This is a genomic window from Streptomyces sp. NPDC048172 (genome assembly GCF_043202595.1).
Classification (GTDB): domain Bacteria; phylum Actinomycetota; class Actinomycetes; order Streptomycetales; family Streptomycetaceae; genus Streptomyces.
In genome coordinates, this window is the sequence record NZ_JBIDAT010000007.1 from 498,505 (window position 1) to 520,119 (window position 21,615).

The window sequence follows — 21,615 nt, forward strand, 5'->3', positions numbered from 1 at the left end:
GGGGAACTGCGCGCCCGGCCACGACGGTGGCGCGGCCCGCGACGCACGGGTCGGGGCAGCCCCTGCCCGTGCCTCGCGGACCGCGGGTGCGCTGTGGTTGCTCGCGCAGTTCCCCGCGCCCCTGCGGGGCGAAGGCTGGGCCGGAAGCGCTAAGTGACCGCCCTGCGGCGGCGCATGCGGTGCCCGGAGTTGCGGGGGCGGCCGGACCTCGCGGGGCGGAGTGCCAGCCAGACCCGCACTTCCGTGCCGCCGAGGACCGACCGTCCGAGGCGGACGTCGCCGCCCGTGGACTCCGCGACGCGGCGGACGATGTCGAGCCCGAGGCCCGTCGAGCCAGGGCCACCGTCCCCGTGGCCGCGGCGCAGCGCGGTGTCCGGGTCGGCGATGCCGGGGCCCGCGTCGGAGACGAGGACGATCACGGCGTCCTCCCCGTTGTGCACGTCCACCGAGAAGGCGGTGCCCTCGGGGGTGTGCCGGAAGACGTTGCCCAGCAGCGCGTCGACGGCGGCCGTGAGTTCGGCCCGTGCGACCGGCACCCGTACGGGCCCCTCGACCCCGGCGACGCGCGCCTCGCGCCCCTCGTCCTCGGCGAGCGCGGACCAGAACGCCATGCGTTCCCGGATGACCTCCGCCGCGTCCGAGGCCGTGGTGACGTCGGCGCCGGGGGACTGCGCGCGCTGCTCGCGCGCGGTGCGGATGATCGTGTCGACCTCGCCCTCCAGCTGGGCCACGGCCTCCCGCGTCTGGTCGGCGGCGTCCCCCTCGCCGAGCGAGGCCGCGTTCAGCCGCAGCACGGTCAGCGGGGTGCGCAGCCGGTGCGAGAGGTCGGCGGCGAGCTCGCGCTCGTTGGCGAGGAGCTGGACGACCTGGTCGGCCATCGAGTTGAACGCGACGGCCGCCGAACGCAGCTCGGTCGGCCCCTCCTCCGGGACGCGCACGGCGAGCTCGCCCTCGCCCAGGTCGTGCGCGGCGCCCGCGAGCTGTTCGGCGGGGCGCACCATACGGGTGCCGAGCCGGTCGGCGACCGCGACGGAGCCGACGATCAGCGCGAGGCCGACGCCCGCGAGGAGCATCCAGGAGGTCGCGACCCCGTTGGTGACCTCGTCGTCGGGGACGAACACCTCGACGACGGCGACCTTGCCGCCGGTCACGGCGGTCGGCTGGAGCAGCGCGTACCCCCCGTCGACGCGGACCTTGGAGGCGCGGCCGAGGCGCTGCGCCGCCTTGAGCGCGGCGCGGGAGGCGCGGGGGCTGCCGACCTCGACGGGCGGGTGCGTGCGGTTGCCCCGCTCGACGGCGGGCACGTGCACGGCGATCCGCCCGGCGCCGCCCGCCTGGGTGCTGGCGACGGCGAACTTGAGCTGCTGCCGGTCCGTGGTGATCGCCAGCGCGGGCCCGATCGCGGAGGCCTGCCGTTCGGCGTTGGAGAACGCCCGGTCCTGCGCGGTCTCCTTGACCACCAGCGCGAGGGGGACGGCGAAGGCGACCACCACCATGACGGTCACGGCGAGGCAGACCTTCACCAGTGCCCATCTCATCGCGGCGGCTCCCCCCGGGGAGGCTCCAGCTTCACCCCGACGCCCCGCAGGGTGTGCAGATACCTCGGGCTGGCGGCCGTCTCGCCCAACTTCCGGCGCAGCCAGGAGAGGTGGACGTCGATCGTCTGGTCGTCCCCGTACGACTGCTGCCACACCTCGGCCAGCAGCTCCTTGCGCGGCACGACCACCCCGGGCCGCCCGGCGAGGAACGCCAGCAGGTCGAACTCGCGCCGGGTCAGGTCCAGGGCCGCGCCCTCCAGCTCGGCCTGGCGCCGCAGCGGGTCGATGGCCAGCCCGCCGACGCGGATGACCCGGTCTCCCCCGCTCTCGCCGGGCGCGACCGTACGCGCGCGGCGCAGCACGGCGGCCATGCGCGCGGAGAGGTGCTCCACGGAGAAGGGCTTGACGAGATAGTCGTCCGCGCCCGCGTTGAGCAGGCGGACGATCTCCGTCTCGTCGTCCCGCGCCGTCGCGATGATCACGGGGACGTCGGTGATGCCGCGGAGCATCTTCAGCGCCTCGGCGCCGTCCAGATCGGGCAGTCCGAGATCGAGGATGACCACGTCGAACCCGACCTGGGTGACCTCGCGCAGCGCCTCCAGGGCGGTGCCCACGCTCCGGACGGCATGCGCCGCGTCGGTCAGATGCCGGATCAGGGCTGACCGGACGAACTGGTCGTCCTCGACCACGAGCACACTTGCCATGCGCTGAACCGTACGTCATGCCCGTGACAGCGAACACTTAAGGTACTCGGGTGCGACGCGAGCTACGCCTGCGACTGGTGCCCGCCGGAGCCTGGACCCTGGCCACGGGCGCCGCCGTCGCGCTCTCGTGGTTCGGCGTGCACACGGTGCTCTCCGGCACGGACTACGAGCCGCCGCGCGCCCTCCCCGTCTCGGACGCCACCTCGCCCACCGCCGAGCCCCGTTCCTCCTCCACGCACCGGCCCAAGCCCTCCCCCTCCTCGTCCCCGCCCGCGCGCGACAAGCCGTCGCCGGAGAGGTCCACGAGGAAGCCGGAGCCGGAGCGGACGGAGAAGCCGGGGAAGAGCCCGCGTCCCACCCGTACCCCGAAGCCGGACCCCGAGCCGGAGGACCCCGGGAGCGACGGCAAGGTGAAGGGCGCCACGGTCACGGGCGGCCGCGCCGTCTTCGACATGGGCGAGAAGTCGGCGACCCTCGTCTCCGCGACGCCCAACGCGGGCTGGGACATGCGGGTCTGGGACTCGCAGACCTGGATCCGGGTGACGTTCACCAAGGGCGACGCCTCGGCCACGGTCTTCTGCCGCTGGAACGACTCCGAGCCCCGCATCGAGACCTTCAGCGACTGACCGCCGACTCCGCCTCGCCGAGGGGCGTACGGGCGCCGCGTGCGCGCGAACGGCGGGAGAGCAGCCGCCCCGTCAGCGCGGCGGCGAGCCCCGCCGCCCCGGCGGCCACGAAGCCGCCCGCCGGTACGGAGACGTCCACCGCGGCGCCGACGAGCGGCGTGCCGAGGGCGAACCCCGCGCTCGTCGCCGAGGACTGCAGGCCGGTCGCCTCGCCGCGTACGCGCGCGGGCGCGAGCCTGCTGACCGCGTCGGCCACCGTGGACAGCGTCGGCGCGACGAGCAGCCCCGCGAACGCGACGGCCACGCAGAGCCAGGGCCCGTCGGACGCCAGCCCGGCGGGGAGGGTCGCCAGCCCGAGCAGGCCGAGGAGCAGCCAGGTCGGCAGCGACCGGGAGAGCGCGCCGTACACGAGTCCGCCGACGACGGAGGTCACCCCGTACACGGCCACGACCGCGGCGGCCCAGGAGACCTGCCCGGCCTCTTCGAGGACGGCGACGATGGCCAGATCGGTGCCGCCGAGCAGCATCGTGGTGCCGAACGCCATCACGAGCACGGCGATCATGCGCGGCCCCAGCCACTCGCGCCGCCGGGGACGGTCCGCCTGCTGCGCCGCCTCCCCCGCCGCCTCGTCGGCCGTACGCAGCGGCGGGTCCAGCAGAGCGATCCCCACGCCGCCCGCCACGATCGCGGCGCCGACTCCCCACGCCACCGCGCCGGGAGAGGTCTGCGCCACGCAGAGGATCACGAGCGGCGGGCCCACGATGTACGAGAGCTCGCCCTGCACCGCCTCCAGCGCGAACGCGGCCCTGCGCTGTCCCGGCGCCGTCATCGCGGCGATCGCCTGCCGGGTCACCGGCTGCGCGGGCACCATCAGCAGTCCCGCCGCGAAGGCGGCGCCCAGCAGGAGCGCGTACGGCAGGACGGGGACGCTCAGCCAGAAGACGGCCTGCGCGACGACGGTGCCGAGCAGCACCGTGCGCAGCCCCCGCCGGTCGATCACGCGGCCCAGCAGCGGCCCGCCCAGCGCGAGTCCGGTGGTCAGCGCCGCGGCGACGCCTCCCGCCGCCGCGTAGCTCAGGTCCAGCTCCAGGACGACGTAGAGCGTCAGCGCCATCATGTCGGCCGTGATCGCGGCACGCGCGAGGAGCGAGACGCCCAGCAGCGCGGCCATCCCCGGCACGGCGAGCACCTGTCGGTATCCGGTCACGTATGTGACGCTAAGCCCTCCGCCCCGGCATAGGAACGGGTGAATTCGCTGGGGCTCGCATAAGGACCGGTTATGCCCAGAGAGCTGGAGACCGCGCTGCTGCGGTCGTACGTCACCGTCGTACGGGCGGGCAGCATCAGCCGCGCCGCCGCCGCGCTCGGCCAGACGCAGCCCGCGCTCAGCCAGCAGGTGCGCAGGCTGGAGAGCGCCGTCGGCCGCCAGTTGCTGCACCGCTCGCCGTCCGGCGTCTCGCCGACCCGCGCGGGCGAGGAGCTGCTGCCGTACGCGGAGCGCATCCTCGCGCTCTGCGCGCAGGCGCTCAGCGAGACCGGGCGCGTGCTCACCGGCCGCTGCGGCGTCGGACTGCTGGAGGACCTCGCCGCCTCGCAGCTCCCGCAGGCCCTCGCCGACCTCGCCCGGCTGCACCCGGGCGCGACGCTGGAGGTGCTGAGCTGCTCCCGCGCCGAGATGCGGGAGGCGTACGAGGCGGGCCGGGTGCAGCTCGTGCTCGACGAGGTGCCGGACGTGCCCGGGCCACCGCGCTGGACGGTGCGCCGCCCGCTGGCCTGGGCGGTCGGCCCGGGCGTGGACGTGGCCGCGGAGCCGCTGCCCGTGGTGCTGTTCTCGGAGACGTGCACCTGGCGGACGGCGACGCTGGAGAGCCTGGAACGCTCCGGCCGCCGCTGGCGCGTGGCGTTCGAGAGCAACAGCCTGGTCGGCATCCTCGCCGCGGTACGGGCCGGGCTCGGCGTCGCCGCGCTCATGCCCGCGAACCTCGAACCGGCCATGGTCTGCCACGCCCCGGACGCCCTGCCGCCGCTGCCGGACGTCGCACTCGGCCTCGCCCGGCACCCGCGCAGCGAGGGCGACCCGCTGATCGACGCCGTGGAGACCGCGCTCCGCCGCGCGCTCTGAGCCGGAAGCCGCGCGGGCGTCAGCGGAACGTGCCCTCCGGCGGCGCCGGGGACGCCACCGCCGAGGCGTCCGTCACCGGACGGGCCCCGCCCGTGAACGCGTCCAGCGCACGCCCGTGCTCGCACCGCCCCGGGTGCGGGTCCGAGGCCGTGCGGCGGGTGAGTTCGGCGACGGGCGGCTCGCCGTCGCCCGCGATCAGCACGCTGTTGCCGAAGCGCCGCCCGCGCAGCACGGCCGGGTCGGAGAGCAGGCACAGCTCGCCGAACACCGAGGCGGCGGTGGCCACTTGGGCCCGCAGATGGCGCAGCGGCGGACCGTCGGCGATGTTCGCCGCGTACCAGCCGCCGGGGCGCAGCACGCGCCGTACGGCCGCGAGGAACTCCACGGTGGTGAGGTGCGCCGGGGTCCGCGCCCCGCTGAAGACGTCCGCGACGACGAGATCGGCCCAGCCGGTGGGCAGTTTGCCGAGCCCGGCCCGCGCGTCCCCCTCGCGCACCCGGATCCGCCAGCCGCGCTCCAGCGGCACGTGCTCGCGGACGAAGCGGGTGAGTTCGCCGTCGGCCTCGACGGCCTGCTGCTCGGAGCGGGGGCGCGTGTGCGCGGTGTAGCGGGCGAGGGTGAGGGCGCCGCCGCCGAGGTGCAGCACCCGCAGGGGCTTGCCGGGCGGCGCGGCGAGGTCGAGGAGATGACCGATCCTGCGCTGGTATTCGAAGCCGAGATGGGCGGGGTCGTCGAGATCGACGTGGGACTGCGGGGCGCCGTCCAGCAGCAGCGTCCAGCCGCGGGGGCGGTCGGGGTCGGGCAGGAGCTGGGCGAGACCGCCCGCCACCGGCGTACTCAGCGCCTCACGCGAGCCGCGCCCACCACGCCGCCCGCCACCGCTGTCCCTGGTGCCCTTCGCTCTGCCCGCCACACGCCCAGTATCGGGCAGGGCTAGAGCCGCCGCCCCGCGGCCTCGATGGTGCGGGCGGCCTCGCCGAGGGCTGCGCGGAGCTCGGCGGGCTGGGTGGCGCGTGTGTAGGCGCCGCCGGGCGGTACGAGCCAGCCCGTACCGGCGACGGGGGGCTCCTCGTCGCCGCCCGTGGAGGCGGCACGCGGGGAGCCCGTGAAGGTCTGCGTGCAGGCGCTGCCCGGCAGGTCCCAGCCCGCCGCCGTGCCGGGCGGGACGAGGAAGCCGAGGGTGTCGCCCGCGTGGTCGTGCAGCACGGGCCCGACGCCGTCGCGCAGCCGCAGGATGTCGACGGCCTCCAGCCCGTGCCGCGCGGGCACGGTCACGAGGTCGCACGGCGCCTCGGCGGGGCCGGGCGGACCCGCCGGCTCGGCGGTGACCGGAGTGGGGGTGGTCTGCTGAGCGGTCAGGGCAGTCGGGACGGCAGCCCGGGAGCCGCTGGCGGTGATGCCTGTGCCGATGCCTACGCCGGTGTCCAACAAGGGGGACCCCTCCTCCGCGGTGTCGCTATGACCAGTTCAACGCCTGTACCTGTCAACGGCTACGGCGGCGGTGATGTGCGTTGGATGGCGTTTCATGGCAGAACCCGGGTGAGATATCCGGTTTGTAGCCAAACCTGGGGTGAGCGGTACGTCACAGCCGGTACGTTTCCGCCATGGCGTCGTCACCCTCAACGTCACCAGGTCAGCACTCCCGCCCCAACACCGCGTTCCGCGCTCTTCGGGGGCGACTCTCGCCGGGCGAATTCGCCGCCGCCGTCCGCAGGTCGGCGCGGGAAATCGGCGAGCAGGTCTCCTGCGACGCGCGGTACATCGGCCGCGTCGAGGCGGGCGAGATCCGGTGCCCCAACTACGCCTACGAGCGCGTGTTCCTGCACATGTTCCCCGGGTACTCGCTCGCGGACATGGGGTTCGCTCCTCGCGAGGCCGTCCGCGGTCGCGCGGCGCGCGTTCGTGGGGCGCGCGGCGGAAGCGGAGCGCCTCCCCAGTACTCGATGCGCTACGCCGATCCCGCCCCGCCACCCGGCCGTCCCGATGTCCCCGATGCCGTCAGCATCACCAACGTCACCGACATCACCGCCTTCTACGACGCCTGCGACGTCGCGGAGGGTTTCGGCCACCCCGAGGACCTCGACCTCCTCGGACACCCCGAAGCCGTCGATGTCGCCAACCACCCGTACCGGCCCGAGAGTCCCGAGAAGCACGAGGAGAGCGACGTGCTACGTCGCGCGTTCATGACGGGCGGCCCGGCCGCCCTGGCAGCCGCCTCCGTCGGCGGCGCCCTCGCGGAGGCACCGCCCGCCTCCGCCGCCGTCCCCGCCCCGCCCGCGTCCCGCGCCGGGGACGCCGAGGCCCGCGCCGTGGAGCAGGCCGTACGCCGGATCCGGGTGCTGGACGACCGGCACGGCGGTGCGGGGCTCTACCAGCGCGCGGGCGCGTCGCTGCGCGCCGCCTACGACCTGCTCGACGCCGGGACCCGGCGCCAGTCCGTCGCCGACCGGCTGCACGCGGGGGCGGGGGAACTGGCGATCTCCGTCGGCTGGCTGGCCCACGACTCGGGCCGCTACCACGACGCCCGTTCGCACTACGCCGAGGCGCTCGCCACCGCGCGGGTCGCCGGGAACCCGGCGCTGGAGGCGCACGCGTTCTGCAACTCCGCGTTCCTGGCGCGGGACGCGGGCCGCCCCCGGGAGGCCGTACGGGCCGCGCAGGCCGGGCAGCAGGCCGCGAAGAACCTGGGCTCGCACCAGTTGCTGTCGCTGCTCGCGCTGCGCGAGGCGGGCGGCTGGGCCGGGCTCGGCGACCGTTCCGGCTGCACACAGGCGCTCAGCCGGGCCCAACAGCTCTTCTCCCGGGGCGCGTCGGAGGCCGACCCGGAGTGGATGACCTTCTTCGGGGAGGCCGAACTGGAGGGCCTGGAGGCCCAGTGCTGGTCGGCGCTGGGCGACTGGGAGCGCGCGGCGGAGCACGCCCGGCGCGCGGTCGCGCTCCAGGACCCGCACTTCACGCGCAACCGCGCGCTGTTCACCGCGGAGCTGGCGGGCGACCTCGCCGCGCAGGGCCACGCGGACGAGGCGGCGGCGGCCGGTTCGCGGGCGCTGGACTTCCTGGGGCCCGTGCAGTCCACCCGGATCAGCAAGATGCTGGAGAACGCGGCGGGACGGCTGCGCGCCTACCGCCGCGACCCCTCCGTCGCGGGCTTCCTCGCCCGGCACGCCGCCACAGCCTGAACGCCCGTTCCCCGGCGGCCTGTTCGGTTCGGATCAGTCCAGGTGCCCGGTGTCGTTCCAGCGTTCGACGGCGGGCTCCCCGTAGGCCCAGCCCAGGATCGAGAGCGAGGCCGGGTCCAGGCGCAGCCGCGCGGCGAACGCCGGTTCGTACCCCAGCCAGCGGGCGCCGAGGACGCGCAGGATGTGGCCGTGCGCGAAGACCAGCACGTCGCGGTCGGCGGAGCGCGCCCACTCGACGACCTCGTCGGCGCGCGCGGCGACGTGCTGCAGCGCCTCGCCGTCCGCCACGCCGTCGCGCCAGATGAACCAGTCGTCGCCCGCGCGTTCCCTGATCTGCGCGGGCGTCAGGCCCTCGTACGCGCCGTAGTCCCACTCCATCAGCGCGTCCCAGCTGGACGCCCCGCCGAAGCCCGCCAGTTCGCAGGTCTCGCGGGCGCGGACGAGCGGGCTGGTGCGCACCTCGACGCCGGGCAGTCCGTCCCACGGCGCGCGGTGCAGCCGCTCCCCGAGCAGCTTCGCCATCCGGCGGCCCTCGTCCAGCAGCGGGACGTCGGTCCTGCCGGTGTGCTGCCCGGTCACGGACCACTCGGTCTGGCCGTGCCGGACGAGCAGGATGCGCGGTGCCATGGAAACCTCTCGAATGGTGCGGAAAGTCGCTCCCTCCCATTCTCGCTCAGGTGTTCATGGCGCGGCCTGCTGGGGCAACCTGCCGGGCCGGGACCGCGTCTCTTTGCTCTGCATACGCTGTACGGTCACTCGCCGTCCACGTCGTCCCACAGTGGGCCACGAGCTGCCGGGCCACCAGGAGCTTCGGGAGTGCGAAGAGATGCCGACAGACCGCCGTCCCCGGTGGTGGACTGAGCTGCCACTGATCGTCGCCGTGTACGCGCTGTACTCGGCGGGACGGCTGATCGCGCGCGGTGACGAGCCCGAGGCGGTCTCCCACGGGCTGGCCCTGCTCCGTCTGGAGCGGCGCCTGGGGATCGACGCCGAGACCCCGCTGAACCGGGCCTTCGTGGACCATTCCTGGCTCGGCGTCCCGGCGGATTTCGCCTACGCCTCGCTGCACTATCTCGTCACCCCCCTCGTCCTGGCCTGGCTCTTCCGCCGCCATGCCGCGCACTACCGCTTCCTGCGTACTTGGCTGACGTCCTCCACCCTGATCGGCCTGGTGGGCTTCACGCTGCTCCCCACCTGCCCCCCGCGGCTCCTGGACCTCGGCCACGGCTTCACCGACACCATGGCGCTCTACAGCAACTACGGCTGGTGGGGCACCGAGGCCAGCGCCCCGCGCGGACTGGGCGGGCTGACGAACCAGTTCGCCGCGCTGCCCAGCCTGCACGTCGGGTGGGCCCTGTGGTGCGCGGTCGCGCTGTGGCGCTGCGGGCCCCGCGCGCCGTGGTGCCGCGCGCTGGCCGTCGCCTACCCGCTCGCCATCTCCGTCGTGGTGATGGGCACCGCCAACCACTACCTGCTCGACGCGGTCGCCGGTGCCGCCGTGATGGGGCTCGGCTGGCTGCTCACCGGCCCCCTGCTGCGGTGCGCCGCGGCCGTACGAACGTGGGTACGGGCCCGGCTCCGGGCCCGCCGTGACCTCGGTACGGGCGGGACACGCCGGACCGCCGACGGCTCCCCTGCGGCCCCGGCTGTCAGCGCCGGATGCCAGACTGCGGCGGGTATCGCACCCTCCCCCGAGGCCACAGCCGATGACCCACCTTCCGGGCAGCCCCAGCGGCCCCGACAGCACGAGCAGTACGTCCGCCTCCCCCGGCAGCGCGGCGGCACCGCTACCGACGCAGACGCGGGCGACGCGGACGCCGCCCCCGCGCCTCGCTGAGCTGCGCGGCGGGCTGTCCGTGCCCCCGCGCCCGCTCGACGCCCGCGCGCTGGCGGCCCTCGCCGCGAACCCGGGCTGCCGCCGCAGGGCGCTGCTCGACGGCGCGGGCGTGGACAAGGGCGCGCTGGCGGAGGCGCTGGGCTCACCGGCCCCGTTCGGCCAGTCGCAGTTCGCCTTCGTCCGGGGCAACGCGTTCGAGGCCCGCGTCAAGGCCGAGGGCGGCTCCGAGCTGCTCGGCCTGCTCTGCGCCCGTACGGGCGAGGCGCCCCCGGAGGCCGACGCGGTCGCGCTCCCCGACCTGGCCGCCGACGGCCCCGCGGGGCGCGCGGAGCGGACCCGGCTGGCGCTCGACGAGGCGACCGGCCCGGGCTCCGGGAGCTGGACGCTGATGGACCACCCGATGCTCTCGCTGGAGGTCGCGGGCTCGACGGCCTATCTGGAGCCGGACGCGCTGGCGGTGCACCCCGACGGGCGGGTGACCGTCATCGAGATCAAGTCCTTCCCGATCCTGGACGGTTCGGCGGACCCGGCGAAGGTCGGCGCCGCCGCCCGCCAGGCGGCCGTGTACGGGCTGGCGCTGCGCGAGCGGGAGCGCGCGGTGCGGGACCACGCGCTGCTGGTCTGCCCCCGCGACTTCTCCAACCACCCGGCGGCGGACCTGATCGACTTCCGTCAGCAGATGGCCACCACCCGGCGCCAGCTGGCCCGGCTCACCCGGGTCGAGGAGATCGCCGCCGCCCTCCCCGAGGGCACGAGCTTCGCCCCCGACCTCCCCGCGGAGGCGCTGCGCTCCGCCGTCGAGTCGGTGCCCGCGGCGTACGCGCCCGAGTGCCTGGCCACCTGCGAGCTGGCGTTCCACTGCCGCGAACGGGCGCGCGAGCGGGGCGCGGTCGAGGCGCTGGGCCGCGCGGTGCGCGGCGAGCTGGGCGGCCTCGCGACGGTCGGCGAGGTCCTCGCCGCGTGCTCCGGCGACGCCGGTCACGACGACCCGGCCTCGTCCGCCCTCCGCCGCGCGGCGGCCCTCCGGGAGGAGGCCCTCGGCTCATGAGAGGGCTGCAACCGGGCTGCCCCGACCGGTGCGTCGCAGGCTGCCGCTGCGCTGTGGCCGGTCGCGCAGTTCCCCGCGCCCCTTCGGGGCACGCCTTCGCCTCGCCCCGAAAGGGCGCCCCGCAGGGGCGCTTGAGGGGCGCGGGGAACTGCGCGGGCGACCACCGACGCAGCGGCAGCCTGCGACGCACGGGACGGGGCAACCCGGTGGCAGCCCCGATGCCGACGGCGACGGAAAGGAGCGGCGAGGCATGTCGTTGATCAGCGCCCTCGCGAGAATGGAGGCGGCGGCGTCCGGAAAGGCGCGGCCCGTGGCGACCGTGAGGCACCGGCACTTGTCCGAACGGCCCCTCGTGTTCGTGCCGTTGACGACGGCCGGAGAGACCGGCGCCCCGCTGGGCGCCATGGTGGGGACGGACCGGGAGAAGCCCGAGCTGTTCACCGTGGCGCAGCCGCGCGACCGCGATCTGCGGTTCGCGTTCCTCGCCCGGCTCGCCGACGCGATGCTGCCGCACCTGGAGTCCTGCCAGGACGAGGTCGAGATGGTCGAGCGCAAGGAGACCGACCCCGAGTCGGGCAAGCGGGTGACCGTCCTGGCCGAGCTGTGCGCGGACGCGCCCCAGGTGCTCGTGCCGAGCGCGCCGGGCGTCGGCTTCGTACGGCTGCTGGGCCGGTCGATGCGGTTCCGCCGGACGGCGGAGGAGGCGCCGGACGAAGCGTACCCCGCGCCGCCCCGGGTCCCGCTGCTGGGCCGCTGGCTGACGCACTGCGCGGAGCGCTCCCGCGTCCCCGGCTCCTCCCTGCTGCTGCCCATGACGGGACTGCTGACCCGGCACTGGGCGACGGGCCAGAGCCATCTGGAGGACCAGCACTTGGGCGCGCTGCTCGCCTGGATCGCGCCGCCGGAGGGCGAGAGCGGGCAGGACGCGGCGCTCCGCGCCGAGCTGGCGCGCGACGCGGCGGGCCAGCTGCTGCGCCCGCCCGCGGGGCCCGCCACCGACCCGGCGTTCGACAACCGGCTGCTGGCCCCGGCCGTCGCGCGGTACGACGCGAAGGTGCCCGGCGCGGCCGAGGAGCTGGAGGAGCTGATCGCCTCCCAGCTCCGGCCGACGTGGGAGGCGGTGTGGCAGGGCGTCGACCTGCTGCGGACGCTGCCGGAGGCCGAGCACGTGCCCGACCGCTGGCGCCGCGACCGGCAGTCGTACACCCACCACCGCGACCGGCTGCGCGCGGGCGAGCCCCCGCAGCCGCGCCGGGACGACGCGGTGACGGCGGCGCGCAAGCTCGCCATGCGGGAGCAGCGGCAGGCCGAGCTGGACGCGCAGGAGGCGCTCGACGACCCGCTGGTGATGGCGGCGCGGCGGCTGGCGGGCGAGGCGTTCACGGCGGAGGTCACGGACGTCGAGATGGCGTACTCGGACGGCAAGCGCCCCACCCCGCGCCCCCTGGTCACCGTGCGTACGGGGGACGCGCCGCTGCTCGCCGAGGGCGCCAAGGTCCACCGCGCGCTGCCCGCCGGAGGCCAGCAGCAGGCCGCGGTGGTGGACGAGCCGGAGCCCGGCGTGCTGGTGGTGCGGCTCATGAACGGGATGGGGCGCGGCAAGGAGCCCGCGCCCGGCACCGTGCCCGAGCCGGGCGACCGGCTGTGCTGGACCCTCTTCGAGCACGCGCCGCGCGGCGGGCCGGGGCTGCCCGACCCGGAGGACACCCCCTGGACGCACGGCGGCCCGCCCGGCGAGGCGGCGATGACGACGGCCGAGGCACCCGACCCCGTGACCGAGGAGGACACGCTGTGACCGCCGTGACGGAAGCGGACCCGGCACAGGACCCCGGCGAGGCGGCGGCGCGGGCCACCGAGGCGATCCTGCGGGACACGCTGGAGGGCGCCCACCGGGGCGTCGTGGTCGACTCGCCGCCCGGCGCGGGCAAGTCCACGCTCGTGGTCCGCGCGGCCCGCGAGCTGGCCGCCTCGGGGCATCCGCTGATGGTGATCGCGCAGACGAACGCGCAGGTGGACGACCTGGTGGACCGTATCGCCACCGCCGACCCCGAGCTGCCCGTAGGGCGTCTGCACAGCAGCGACTCCCAGCCGTACGACCCGGTGCTCGACGGCCACCCCTCGGTGCGTACGTCCGCGAAACCGGCGGATCTGGCGGGCATGGACGTCGTGGTCTCGACCGCGGCGAAGTGGGCGTGGGTGAAGCCCGGGGACCCGTGGCGCTACGCGATCGTGGACGAGGCGTACCAGATGCGCTCGGACGCGCTGCTCGCCGTCGCGGGGCTCTTCGAGCGGGCCCTGTTCGTGGGCGACCCGGGGCAGCTCGACCCGTTCAGCCAGGTGGGCGCCGAGCAGTGGGCGGGGCTGTCGTACGACCCGTCGGCGAGCGCCGTGAGCGCCCTGCTCTCGCACAACCCGGGGCTGCCGCAGCACCGGCTGCCCGTCTCCTGGCGGCTCCCCGCCTCGGCGGCGCCGCTGGTCTCGGACGCCTTCTACCCGTACACGCCGTTCCGCAGCGGCACCGGGCCCGGCGACCGCACCCTCGCCTTCGCGGCGCCCTCCGACGGCTCCCCCGCCGACCGGGTGCTGGACGAGGCGGCGGAGGCGGGCTGGGGCCTGCTGGAGCTGCCCGCGCGGCGCACCCCGCGCACCGACCCGGAGGCGGTGGCGGCGGTCGCGGAGGTCGTACGGCGGATGCTGGAGCGCGAGGGCGCGGCCGTGAGCGAGCGGAGCGAGGAGCCGGTGCCGCTGACGGCGGCGCGGGTGGCGGTCGGCACGGCGCACCGGGACCAGGCGGCGGCCGTACGGGCGGAGCTGGCGGCGCGGGGCGTGGAGGGCGTCACCGTGGACACGGCGAACCGGCTCCAGGGGCGTGAGTTCGACGTGACGGTGGTGCTGCATCCGCTGTCGGGGCGGCCGGACGCGACGGAGTTCCATCTGGAGACGGGACGGCTGTGCGTGCTGGCCTCGCGGCACCGGCACGCGTGCGTGGTGGTGTGCCGCGCGGGCGTCGCCGAGCTGCTCGACGACCACCCCTCGACGGCGCCGGTGCAGCTCGGTGTCACGCTGCACGCGCCGGACGGCTGGGAGGCCCACCAGGCCGTTCTCGCGCATCTGTCCGAGCACGTTGTGCCGTTGCCCTAGGGCGCACAATGGAGGGCGGCCCTCAACCCTGGAGGTATCTGTATGTCCGAGCCGCAACCGGCTCCCGGCGAGGCTCCCCGGCACCGCCGTCCGGCTCCGCTGCTGTTCGAGCCCTCCGAGGCGCAGCCGGACGACGAGCACTTCTTCGGCCTGGAGTCCCTGGCGGACCCCCGCGAGCTGCTGGAGCGCTCCACCGAGCTGGTGCTGGCGTTCCGCGCGGCCGCCGACCGCGCGCAGGAGTACCAGGCGGCCGCGGCGGCCCAGCTCGCCGACCCCCGGCGCTTCGACCGGCTGACGGAGGCCGACCTCGCCGAGCGGGCGCGGTGGACGGAGGACTACGCACGCAAGATGGTCGAGTTCGGCCGCGACCTGATCAAGGACCGCGCCCCGGAGGAGCAGCCTCCGGCCCGTCCCTGAGCGGGTCTGCGCAGGTCGAGTGGGGTCCCGGCGATATTCGATTTTTGCTGGGGCCGGTGGTGGTGCTAAGGTCTACGACGTCAGCAGGCGCCGTTAGCTCAGTTGGTTAGAGCAGCTGACTCTTAATCAGCGGGTCCGGGGTTCGAGTCCCTGACGGCGTACAGACAGATTGAAGGCCCTTCGCAGAAGCGGAGGGCCTTCAGTCGTTCCCGGCCCTACTCCGCGCGATCCCCTCTGGTGATCTTCACGTCCCAGCCGCCGTCGGCCGTGCGCCCCGTGACCTCGACCCGGATCGCGTCCCGCTCCAGCGCCAGGCTCTCGCCCACGCCCAGGGGCGCGTCGGCGAGCGGCGGGTGCACCGAGGTGCCGCCGCAGGCGCTGGTGCGCGGATGGCCGTCCAGCACCTCGACGGGCCCCTCGGTCGAGGCCGTGTCGCCGCGCACCCGGTAGAGCAGCACGCCCTCGGAACAGACCCCCCGGTCGTTGCCCTCGTTGCCGCGTGCCTCGATGGCCAGGGCCTCGTTCTCGCCCGTACGTACGACCGCGAGGCGGGTCCCGTCGGCGCCGGGGCTGCCGTCCCGCGAGGGGGCGCTCAGGGTGCGGAGGGTGTGCATGGTGGTGCCGGGCGCGTCGGAGACGCAGTCGACGCTGCTCCCGTCGAGCCAGCCGAGCTTCCACTTGTGCCAGCCGAAGGGCTCGGGCGCGAGGCCGAACTGGCTGCCCATGAGGTCCCAGTCCCCCACCCGCGTGTCCCAGTCGGCCTTGCCGTCGGACGGGCGCTCGTACAGGTCGGGCAGGTCGAAGACATGTCCGGTCTCGTGCGCGAGGACGTGCCTGTCGGGCGGGCTCTGCTCGAAGACGGTGACCAGGCGGCGTACCTGGGTGCCGTCGACCTCGATCGGCTCGTCGAAGTTGACGACCTTCGTCGCGTCGGAGTTCACGCCGGGAGCGTCGGGGTCGGCGATCAGATAGACGACGTCGTAGCGGCTGAAGTCCACATGGCGGTCGGCGGCGGTGACCGCGTCGCGCATGTAGGCGGTGCGCAGCCCGGAGTCCCAGTCGCGCTGTATCCCGTACGCCTCCGACGAGGCCGGCATCTCGATCCAGCGGTCCACGACGTGCGGCCGGAGGGTGAGCTTTCCGTACGAGGCACGGCGGAAGAAATCGGTCGTGGCAGGGAAATGGTCGGCCGCTAGCTCGTCAGGGGTGGCCATCGGGGGCGCATCGGGGAAAGAAAGAAAGAGAAGGGCAGCGTCGAGCGTCCTGTCGGGGCGCGGATAGGAGGCATTCCAGGTGTCCAAACCCAGCGAGTGGTGCGCATCGGTGCGCGGCAGAGCGCACGACACGGACGCCGCCACAGATTTCATGGGCCCGGCGAACAGCGCCATGCCCATGAACGCGGTGAGGGCGGTGAGTACTGCGGCCAGCCGGTGGAGTCCCCCCGGACCCCCCGGCCCCGCGCGACGACTACGGCGCCACGCGGCCACCCCCTCGGGTATATGCGGCTGCGGCACGTCTCGACCTCACCGGATCAGGAATGCGGACCTTCCCCACACTGTCCCCATTTGGAGCGATTTGCACCGTTCCGGTAGGCCGGTCGAGTCAACCACAATATGACTACTCTTCGTAATGCTCGGTCGTAAGCGGTCACGGCGCTTTCAGCCCTCGTGCAGAAACGGTCACCCGCGTACCCGTCGCTCCGAGGCCGACGGGGAGACGTACGGAACCGGCAGCGGAGACACTGGCTCCGCTCTTGCGCCAACCTCTATGATCGGCACATTTCCAGCGCGGATCCTCTCTCGGGCTGCCCCCCGGCAGCCGGAGGAGCGGTCCGCACGAGACGAGCCCCCCGCGGAGCGATCGGTGAACGGACCCCTCGAAGGACCGGGCAAGAACTCCGGCGACACCATCGGAACGCAACCGCAAACCATCACGGAAAGTAATCACAAGCGCTGGCGACGGCGAGTGCCGGGCGGGCACGGCGAGCAGAGCGACTTCCGGGCCGCGTTCAACGCGGCACAGCTCGCCATGGCCATCGTCGACCGGGATGGCAGGGTGCTCACGGCCAACCGCGCGCTGGCCGCACTCCTCGGCGCCGACCCGCGCAGGCTGGTCGCGCGCCCCATCGCGGAGCTGGCCGGACTCGGTCTCGACGGCCGCGTCCGCAGCGCGTACCACGAGGCGCTCCAGGGCCGCACCGACCGGATGTCCTGCACCCGGCGGCTGAAACACGCGGACGGCCACACACTCTGGGCCGAGATCACCGTGACCCCCACGGCGCGCGGTGGCGAGGCCCTGCTGTCCATCGCGGACATCAGCGAGCGCCGCGACCTCCAGGAGCGGCTGCGCCATCTCCAGATGCACGACCCGGTGACCCGGCTCCCCAACCGCACCCTCTTCTTCGAGCGGCTGGCGACCGCGCTCTCCGACTCGGCCACCGGCAGAACCGGAATCTGCTACGTCGATCTCGACGGCTTCAAGGCGATCAACGACACCCTGGGCCACCGGGTCGGCGACACCCTGCTCGACGCGGTGGCGCAGCGGCTCACGCGGTGCGCCGAGGACGCCGGGTCCGTGGAGTGCGGCGGCCATCTGGTGGCGCGGCTGGGCGGCGACGAGTTCGCACTGCTGGTCGAGTCCTCCACCGGGACCGAGCAGCTCACGGCGCTCGCACAGTCGGTGCTCGCGGCGCTCCAGCGCCCGTTCGACCTCGCGGGCCAGCGGCTCGCGGTCTCGGCCAGCATCGGCGTCGTCGAGCGCGAGACCGAGGGCACCAGCCCGACGGAGCTGATGCAGGCCGCCGACACCACGCTGTACTGGGCGAAGGCCGACGGTAAGGCGCGCTGGACGCTCTTCGACCCGGAGCGGAACGCGCACCGGATGACCCGGCAGGCGCTCTCCAGCACGCTGCGGCGCGCGGTGGAGCGCGGCGAGTTCGTGCTGGAGTACCAGCCGATCGTGGGCTTCGCCGACGACGTGATGCGCGGCGTCGAGGCGCTCGTACGCTGGAAGCACCCGCGCTTCGGGATGCTCAGCCCCGACCGCTTCATCGGCCTCGCGGAGGAGAACGGGGCGATCGTCCCGCTCGGCCGCTGGGTCCTCGCTGAATCGTGCCGCCAGGCCCGGCGCTGGATGCTGGAGCACCCGGGACCGCCGCTCTACGTGAGCGTCAACGTGGCCGTGCGGCAGGTGTGGGACTCCGACCTCGTGCAGGACGTCGCGGACACCCTGGAGGAGACGGGCCTGCCCCCGGGGCTGCTCCAGCTCGAACTGACCGAGTCGGCCGTGATGGGCTCCGCGGGCCGCCCCCTCCAGGCGCTCCAGGCGCTCTCCGAGACGGGCGTCCGCATCGCGATCGACGACTTCGGCACGGGCTACTCCAACCTGGCCTACCTCAGCCGGCTGCCGGTGCGCGCGCTGAAGCTCGACGGCACCTTCGTACGGGGCTTCCGCACGGCCCGGCACCAGAACCCGGCGGACGAGACGATCGTGACGGCCCTGGTCCAGCTCGCGCACAAGCTGGGTCTGACCGTGACCGCCGAGTGCGTCGAGGGCCCGGCCCAGGCCGAACGGCTCCGCCGGATCGGCTGCGACACGGGCCAGGGCTGGCACTACGCCAAGCCGATGGAGGCAGACCGCATCTCGGGCCTGCTCTCCTCTTACCGCGGGGCCCAGTCGGCCTAGACCTCGCGTCTGCCCCCGCCTGTGCACTGCCGGGCGCGGCTGCGTCGTGGCTGGTCGCGCAGTTCCCCGCGCCCCTGACGGGGCGCACCTTCCCGTCGCCGGATCAGGATGCGCCGCCAAGGGGCGCGGGGAACTGCGCGCCGAGGCCCCCTCAGAGGGTGTACGCCTCAGAGATCAGCTCGTAGGAGCGGACACGGGCCGAGGGGCTGTGGGCCTGTGCTGTCAGCATCAGCTCATCCGCGCCGGTCCGCTTGACCAGGGCGTCGAGCCCTTCGCGTACCGCGTCCGGCGTGCCGTACGTGATGTTGGCGAGCCAGCTGTCCACGAACTCCCGTTCAGCCGCGCTGAACGGATACGCTTCCGCCTCCTCCGGAGTGGGGACCAGCCCAGGACGGCCCGTACGCAGCCGCAGCATGCTGAGTGCGCCGGAAAGGACCTGACGGCGCGCCTCCTTCTCGTCCTCCGCGGCGAGCGCGGCCGCGCCGATCAGCGCGTACGGCTCGTCGAGGACCTCCGAGGGGCGGAACGTCTCGCGGTACAGCTCCAGGGCCGGAATCGTGTTCGCCGCGGAGAAGTGGTGCGCGAAGGCGAACGGCAGGCCGAGCTGCCCCGCGAGCTGGGCGCTGAACCCGGAGGAGCCCAGCAGCCAGACCGGCGGACGGCCCACCTCCGCGCTCTGCACCTTGCCGGGCACCGCGTGGATACGGGCGTAACGGTGGCCGTCGGGGAAGTCGTCGTCGAGGAACCGGGTCAGCTCCGCGAGCTGCTGCGGGAACTCGTCGGCGCCCTCGCGCAGCCGCTCCGTGCGCCGCAGGGCCGCCGCCGTCGCGCCGTCCGTGCCGGGGGCGCGGCCGAGGCCCAGGTCGATACGGCCGGGGGCGAGCGCCTCCAGCGTGCCGAACTGCTCGGCGATCACGAGGGGCGCGTGGTTGGGCAGCATGACGCCGCCCGAGCCGAGGCGGATCCGCTCGGTGTGCGCGGCGAGGTGCGCGAGGATCACGGCGGGGGACGAGCTGGCGACGCCGGGCATCGAGTGGTGCTCGGCCACCCAGTACCGCGTGAAGCCCTTGCGCTCGGCCAGGCCCGCCAGCTCCACCGATGCCTTGAGGGCGTCCGTGGCGGTGAAGCCCTCGCCCACTGTCGCCAGGTCCAGGACGGAGAGGGGCACGGGGGCCGTGCCCTTGGCCTCGCCTCGTATGGGGTCGTTCACTGGTCGGCCTCGCCCTTCTCTCGCCATTCGTCCTACGAGAGAGGTCAACGCGTCAGGGGCCGTTCCTCTTCCCGGAACGGCCCCCTCGACGCCTCGGGCGCCCCGGGCGCCCCGGGTCAGGTGAAGAGCTTGCCCAGCGCGGGGCAGCTCACCTGCTCGTCGAGCAGGCCCAGGCCCTTCCAGACGGTGACCTGGTTCGCGGTGAGGACCGGCTTGCCCAGCTCCGCCTCCAGGGCCGGGATGTACGCGGCCGTGTGCAGGGCGGTGTCGGGGAGGAGGACCGCCTGAGCGTCCGGGTGGTCGCCGCCGCGGGCGAGCGCCAGGACCTCCTCCTCTCCCCAGGTGCCGACCTCGGCCGCGGTGATGATGCCGCTGCCGCGCATGGAGACGACCTCGGAGCCCGCCGCCTTCAGGAAGGCGGTGAACAGCTCGGCCACGTCCTCCGGGTACGTCGCCGCGATGGCGACGCGCTCGGCGCGCAGCGCCTGGACGGCCCCCGCGAAGGCGAACGACGTGCTGGAGGCCGGGAGCCCGGCCACCGCCGAGAGCTCGCGGACCTGCTCGTGCGCGCCGTCCCAGCCGAAGACGAAGCTCGCGCTGGTGCAGGCCCAGACGACCGCGTCGATCTCCTGGGCCTTGACCTCCTCGACCTTCGCGGCGAGCCGCTTGGCGGAGCCCATCTCCAGCAGGGCGTCCACGCGATGGGCGTCCTCACCGATGTCGGTATGGACGAGGGGCAGCCGGACGGAGGCACCTGCCTCCCCCAGGATGCGTTCCAGACGCGGGTAGTCGTCCTCGGCCGAGTACCCCGGGTACAGGAAGCCGACCGCCCGTGTCCGTGCCGCTGCCGCCTCTGCCATCTACTCCTCCTCCTGCTCGGACTGGTGCTTGATGTGCGTGTGGTTTCCCGGGCGGGTCATACCGGCGGCTGCCCGCCGGCGTCCCACTCGTCCCCGCCGGAGGGCGGGAAGCCGAGGTCGGTGCCCTCCAGGGGCTCGACGCTCTCCGTGCCGGCGCCCGCGAGGGCGGCCTCCGGCTCGGGGGGCGGCGTGGCCTGGGCGGGGGGCGAGGGGGCCATCGCGGCGGGGCCGCTTCTGGCGACCGGGTCGAGCAGGGCCTGGTACGGGCCCACGGCCTCCTTGCCGAGGCCTCGCAGCGCGGCCCACATGGTGACCTGGTTCGCCGAGAGGACCGGCATCCGCAGCTCCGCCTCCAGCTGCGGGATGACGTCGTACGTCGGGAGGTTGGTGCAGCTGATGAAGAGGGCGTCGGGGGCTCCGACGACCGCTTCCCTGGCCATGTCGACCACGTCGCGGTACGGCACGCGCCAGATCTCACGGGTCAGCCCGAGGTAGCTCCGGCCCGTGATCTCGATGCCCGCCTCGCCGAGGAAGTCCTCCAGCGCGTCGGTGACGGATTTCGTGTAGGGGGTGACGATCGCGATGCGGCGGGCGTCGATCTCCCGCAGCGCCGCGAGCATGGCTCCGGAGGTGGTCAGCGAGGGCATCTCGCCGGCCTGCTCCATCGCCGAGACCATGGCTTTCTCACCGGCGGCGCCTCCTACGAAGCTGCCGGACGTACAGGCGTAGGCCACCACTTCGGGGGCCACGGCGCAGAGTGCCCGCACACCCTCGCGGAGCGTCTCGTGCTCACTGACGAGACGGGCGAGGTCGAGGCTGACCTCGACGGGCACGAACGGGGTGCGGGTCAGGTGCAGGGACACGTCGTCCGGCACCCACCGCCAGAGCTCTCGGTCGAGTGCGAAGTCGAACGGCGCGACGATTCCGACGCCGCGCTGCGGCATCGGCCCACCAAGGAAGGAGACGTCCATTTTCGGGCCCCAAAAGAACGGAGGGGTGGCTGCTTGGCCGTAGCCAGAAGGCCCCTGAGTCAGACGGAGGTCAGAGGAATTGCAAAGCCGGTCAGAAGCCGGGACGCCGGGACAGATGTCTTTGTTGACGAAGGTAGTTTGTGCTCCCTACCGTGGTCAATCCTCGGCCAATCGTCGCATCTGAGGGCCGATCCCGCCTTCGTCCCACGTCGCTCTGTCTCGCTCGTCAAGTCTTCGTATAGCGCACCACAGTCAACCGTCCCCACGTTTCGAAATGG

Annotated in this window: 19 protein-coding genes and 1 tRNA gene; 10 read left to right on the top strand and 10 right to left on the bottom strand. The window is 74.2% G+C overall.

Annotated elements, in window-relative coordinates:
* Window positions 1–149 precede the first annotated feature (149 nt).
* Window positions 150–1,538 carry a sensor histidine kinase gene (locus ACGF3A_RS31610; protein ID WP_393733802.1) on the bottom strand — a complete coding sequence of 463 codons (1,389 nt, stop codon included), beginning with the start codon at window positions 1,536–1,538 and terminating at the stop codon, window positions 150–152.
* Window positions 1,535–2,242, bottom strand: coding sequence for a response regulator transcription factor (locus tag ACGF3A_RS31615; protein ID WP_393733803.1), 708 nt, complete (start codon window positions 2,240–2,242; stop codon window positions 1,535–1,537). Before ACGF3A_RS31615 ends, ACGF3A_RS31610 begins: the two co-directional genes overlap by 4 nt.
* 50 nt (window positions 2,243–2,292) lie before the next feature.
* Here ACGF3A_RS31615 and ACGF3A_RS31620 point away from each other — a divergent pair, with 50 nt between their 5' ends.
* Window positions 2,293–2,868, top strand: coding sequence for a hypothetical protein (locus tag ACGF3A_RS31620; RefSeq protein ID WP_393733804.1), 576 nt, complete (start codon window positions 2,293–2,295; stop codon window positions 2,866–2,868).
* On the opposite strand, the gene ACGF3A_RS31625 is transcribed toward ACGF3A_RS31620, so the two are convergent.
* Window positions 2,858–4,075: an MFS transporter gene (locus ACGF3A_RS31625; protein ID WP_393733805.1), complete on the bottom strand. Its 1,218-nt coding sequence runs from the start codon at window positions 4,073–4,075 to the stop codon at window positions 2,858–2,860. The two genes, ACGF3A_RS31620 and ACGF3A_RS31625, sit on opposite strands and share 11 nt — an antisense overlap.
* 72 nt (window positions 4,076–4,147) lie before the next feature.
* Here ACGF3A_RS31625 and ACGF3A_RS31630 point away from each other — a divergent pair, with 72 nt between their 5' ends.
* Complete coding sequence (locus ACGF3A_RS31630) at window positions 4,148–4,990, top strand: LysR family transcriptional regulator (RefSeq protein ID WP_393733806.1); 843 nt, start codon at window positions 4,148–4,150, stop codon at window positions 4,988–4,990.
* Between the two features lie 19 nt (window positions 4,991–5,009).
* Here ACGF3A_RS31630 and ACGF3A_RS31635 read toward each other — a convergent pair whose 3' ends face one another.
* Both ACGF3A_RS31635 and ACGF3A_RS31640 read right to left on the bottom strand, forming a co-directional pair.
* Window positions 5,010–5,903: a spermidine synthase gene (locus tag ACGF3A_RS31635; protein WP_393733807.1), complete on the bottom strand. Its 894-nt coding sequence runs from the start codon at window positions 5,901–5,903 to the stop codon at window positions 5,010–5,012.
* Window positions 5,904–5,923: 20 nt separating this feature from the next.
* Window positions 5,924–6,421, bottom strand: coding sequence for a hypothetical protein (locus tag ACGF3A_RS31640; protein ID WP_393733808.1), 498 nt, complete (start codon window positions 6,419–6,421; stop codon window positions 5,924–5,926).
* Between the two features lie 173 nt (window positions 6,422–6,594).
* Between ACGF3A_RS31640 and ACGF3A_RS31645 the strand changes: the two genes are divergently transcribed.
* A complete protein-coding gene (locus ACGF3A_RS31645) occupies window positions 6,595–8,169 on the top strand; it encodes a tetratricopeptide repeat protein (protein ID WP_393733809.1) in 1,575 nt (524 codons plus the stop codon).
* Window positions 8,170–8,202: 33 nt separating this feature from the next.
* Here ACGF3A_RS31645 and ACGF3A_RS31650 read toward each other — a convergent pair whose 3' ends face one another.
* Complete coding sequence (locus ACGF3A_RS31650) at window positions 8,203–8,796, bottom strand: histidine phosphatase family protein (RefSeq protein ID WP_393733810.1); 594 nt, start codon at window positions 8,794–8,796, stop codon at window positions 8,203–8,205.
* A gap of 199 nt (window positions 8,797–8,995) precedes the next feature.
* Here ACGF3A_RS31650 and ACGF3A_RS31655 point away from each other — a divergent pair, with 199 nt between their 5' ends.
* From ACGF3A_RS31655 to ACGF3A_RS31680, 6 genes are all read left to right on the top strand, one after another.
* Window positions 8,996–10,006: a phosphatase PAP2 family protein gene (locus ACGF3A_RS31655; protein ID WP_393733811.1), complete on the top strand. Its 1,011-nt coding sequence runs from the start codon at window positions 8,996–8,998 to the stop codon at window positions 10,004–10,006.
* A 19-nt stretch (window positions 10,007–10,025) separates the two neighbouring features.
* Window positions 10,026–11,054 (top strand): hypothetical protein, encoded by a 1,029-nt coding sequence (locus tag ACGF3A_RS31660; RefSeq protein WP_393733864.1) that lies wholly within the window; start codon window positions 10,026–10,028, stop codon window positions 11,052–11,054.
* 250 nt (window positions 11,055–11,304) lie between these two features.
* Window positions 11,305–12,849, top strand: coding sequence for a hypothetical protein (locus ACGF3A_RS31665; protein ID WP_393733812.1), 1,545 nt, complete (start codon window positions 11,305–11,307; stop codon window positions 12,847–12,849).
* Entirely contained in the window at window positions 12,846–14,195 is a 1,350-nt protein-coding gene (locus ACGF3A_RS31670) for an AAA family ATPase (protein ID WP_393733813.1), read from the top strand. Before ACGF3A_RS31665 ends, ACGF3A_RS31670 begins: the two co-directional genes overlap by 4 nt.
* Window positions 14,196–14,237: 42 nt before the next feature.
* On the top strand, window positions 14,238–14,612 hold the full coding sequence (locus ACGF3A_RS31675; RefSeq protein WP_393733814.1) for a hypothetical protein: 375 nt from the start codon (window positions 14,238–14,240) through the stop codon (window positions 14,610–14,612).
* An 87-nt stretch (window positions 14,613–14,699) separates the two neighbouring features.
* Window positions 14,700–14,773, top strand: a tRNA-Lys gene (locus ACGF3A_RS31680).
* A 54-nt stretch (window positions 14,774–14,827) separates the two neighbouring features.
* Here ACGF3A_RS31680 and ACGF3A_RS31685 read toward each other — a convergent pair.
* Entirely contained in the window at window positions 14,828–16,099 is a 1,272-nt protein-coding gene (locus ACGF3A_RS31685) for a M6 family metalloprotease domain-containing protein (RefSeq protein WP_393733865.1), read from the bottom strand.
* A 376-nt stretch (window positions 16,100–16,475) separates the two neighbouring features.
* On the opposite strand from ACGF3A_RS31685, the gene ACGF3A_RS31690 reads away from it, so the two are divergent.
* The gene (locus ACGF3A_RS31690; RefSeq protein WP_393733815.1) at window positions 16,476–18,296 is read left to right on the top strand and encodes a putative bifunctional diguanylate cyclase/phosphodiesterase; all 1,821 of its coding nucleotides are present in this window, start codon (window positions 16,476–16,478) and stop codon (window positions 18,294–18,296) included.
* Window positions 18,297–18,447: 151 nt separating this feature from the next.
* Here ACGF3A_RS31690 and ACGF3A_RS31695 read toward each other — a convergent pair whose 3' ends face one another.
* The 3 genes from ACGF3A_RS31695 to ACGF3A_RS31705 form a co-directional block, all read right to left on the bottom strand.
* A complete protein-coding gene (locus ACGF3A_RS31695) occupies window positions 18,448–19,533 on the bottom strand; it encodes an LLM class flavin-dependent oxidoreductase (protein ID WP_393733816.1) in 1,086 nt (361 codons plus the stop codon).
* An 89-nt stretch (window positions 19,534–19,622) separates the two neighbouring features.
* Window positions 19,623–20,366 (bottom strand): decarboxylase, encoded by a 744-nt coding sequence (locus tag ACGF3A_RS31700; RefSeq protein WP_393733817.1) that lies wholly within the window; start codon window positions 20,364–20,366, stop codon window positions 19,623–19,625.
* A gap of 56 nt (window positions 20,367–20,422) precedes the next feature.
* A complete protein-coding gene (locus tag ACGF3A_RS31705; RefSeq protein WP_393733818.1) occupies window positions 20,423–21,337 on the bottom strand; it encodes a decarboxylase in 915 nt (304 codons plus the stop codon).
* Window positions 21,338–21,615: the final 278 nt, after the last annotated feature.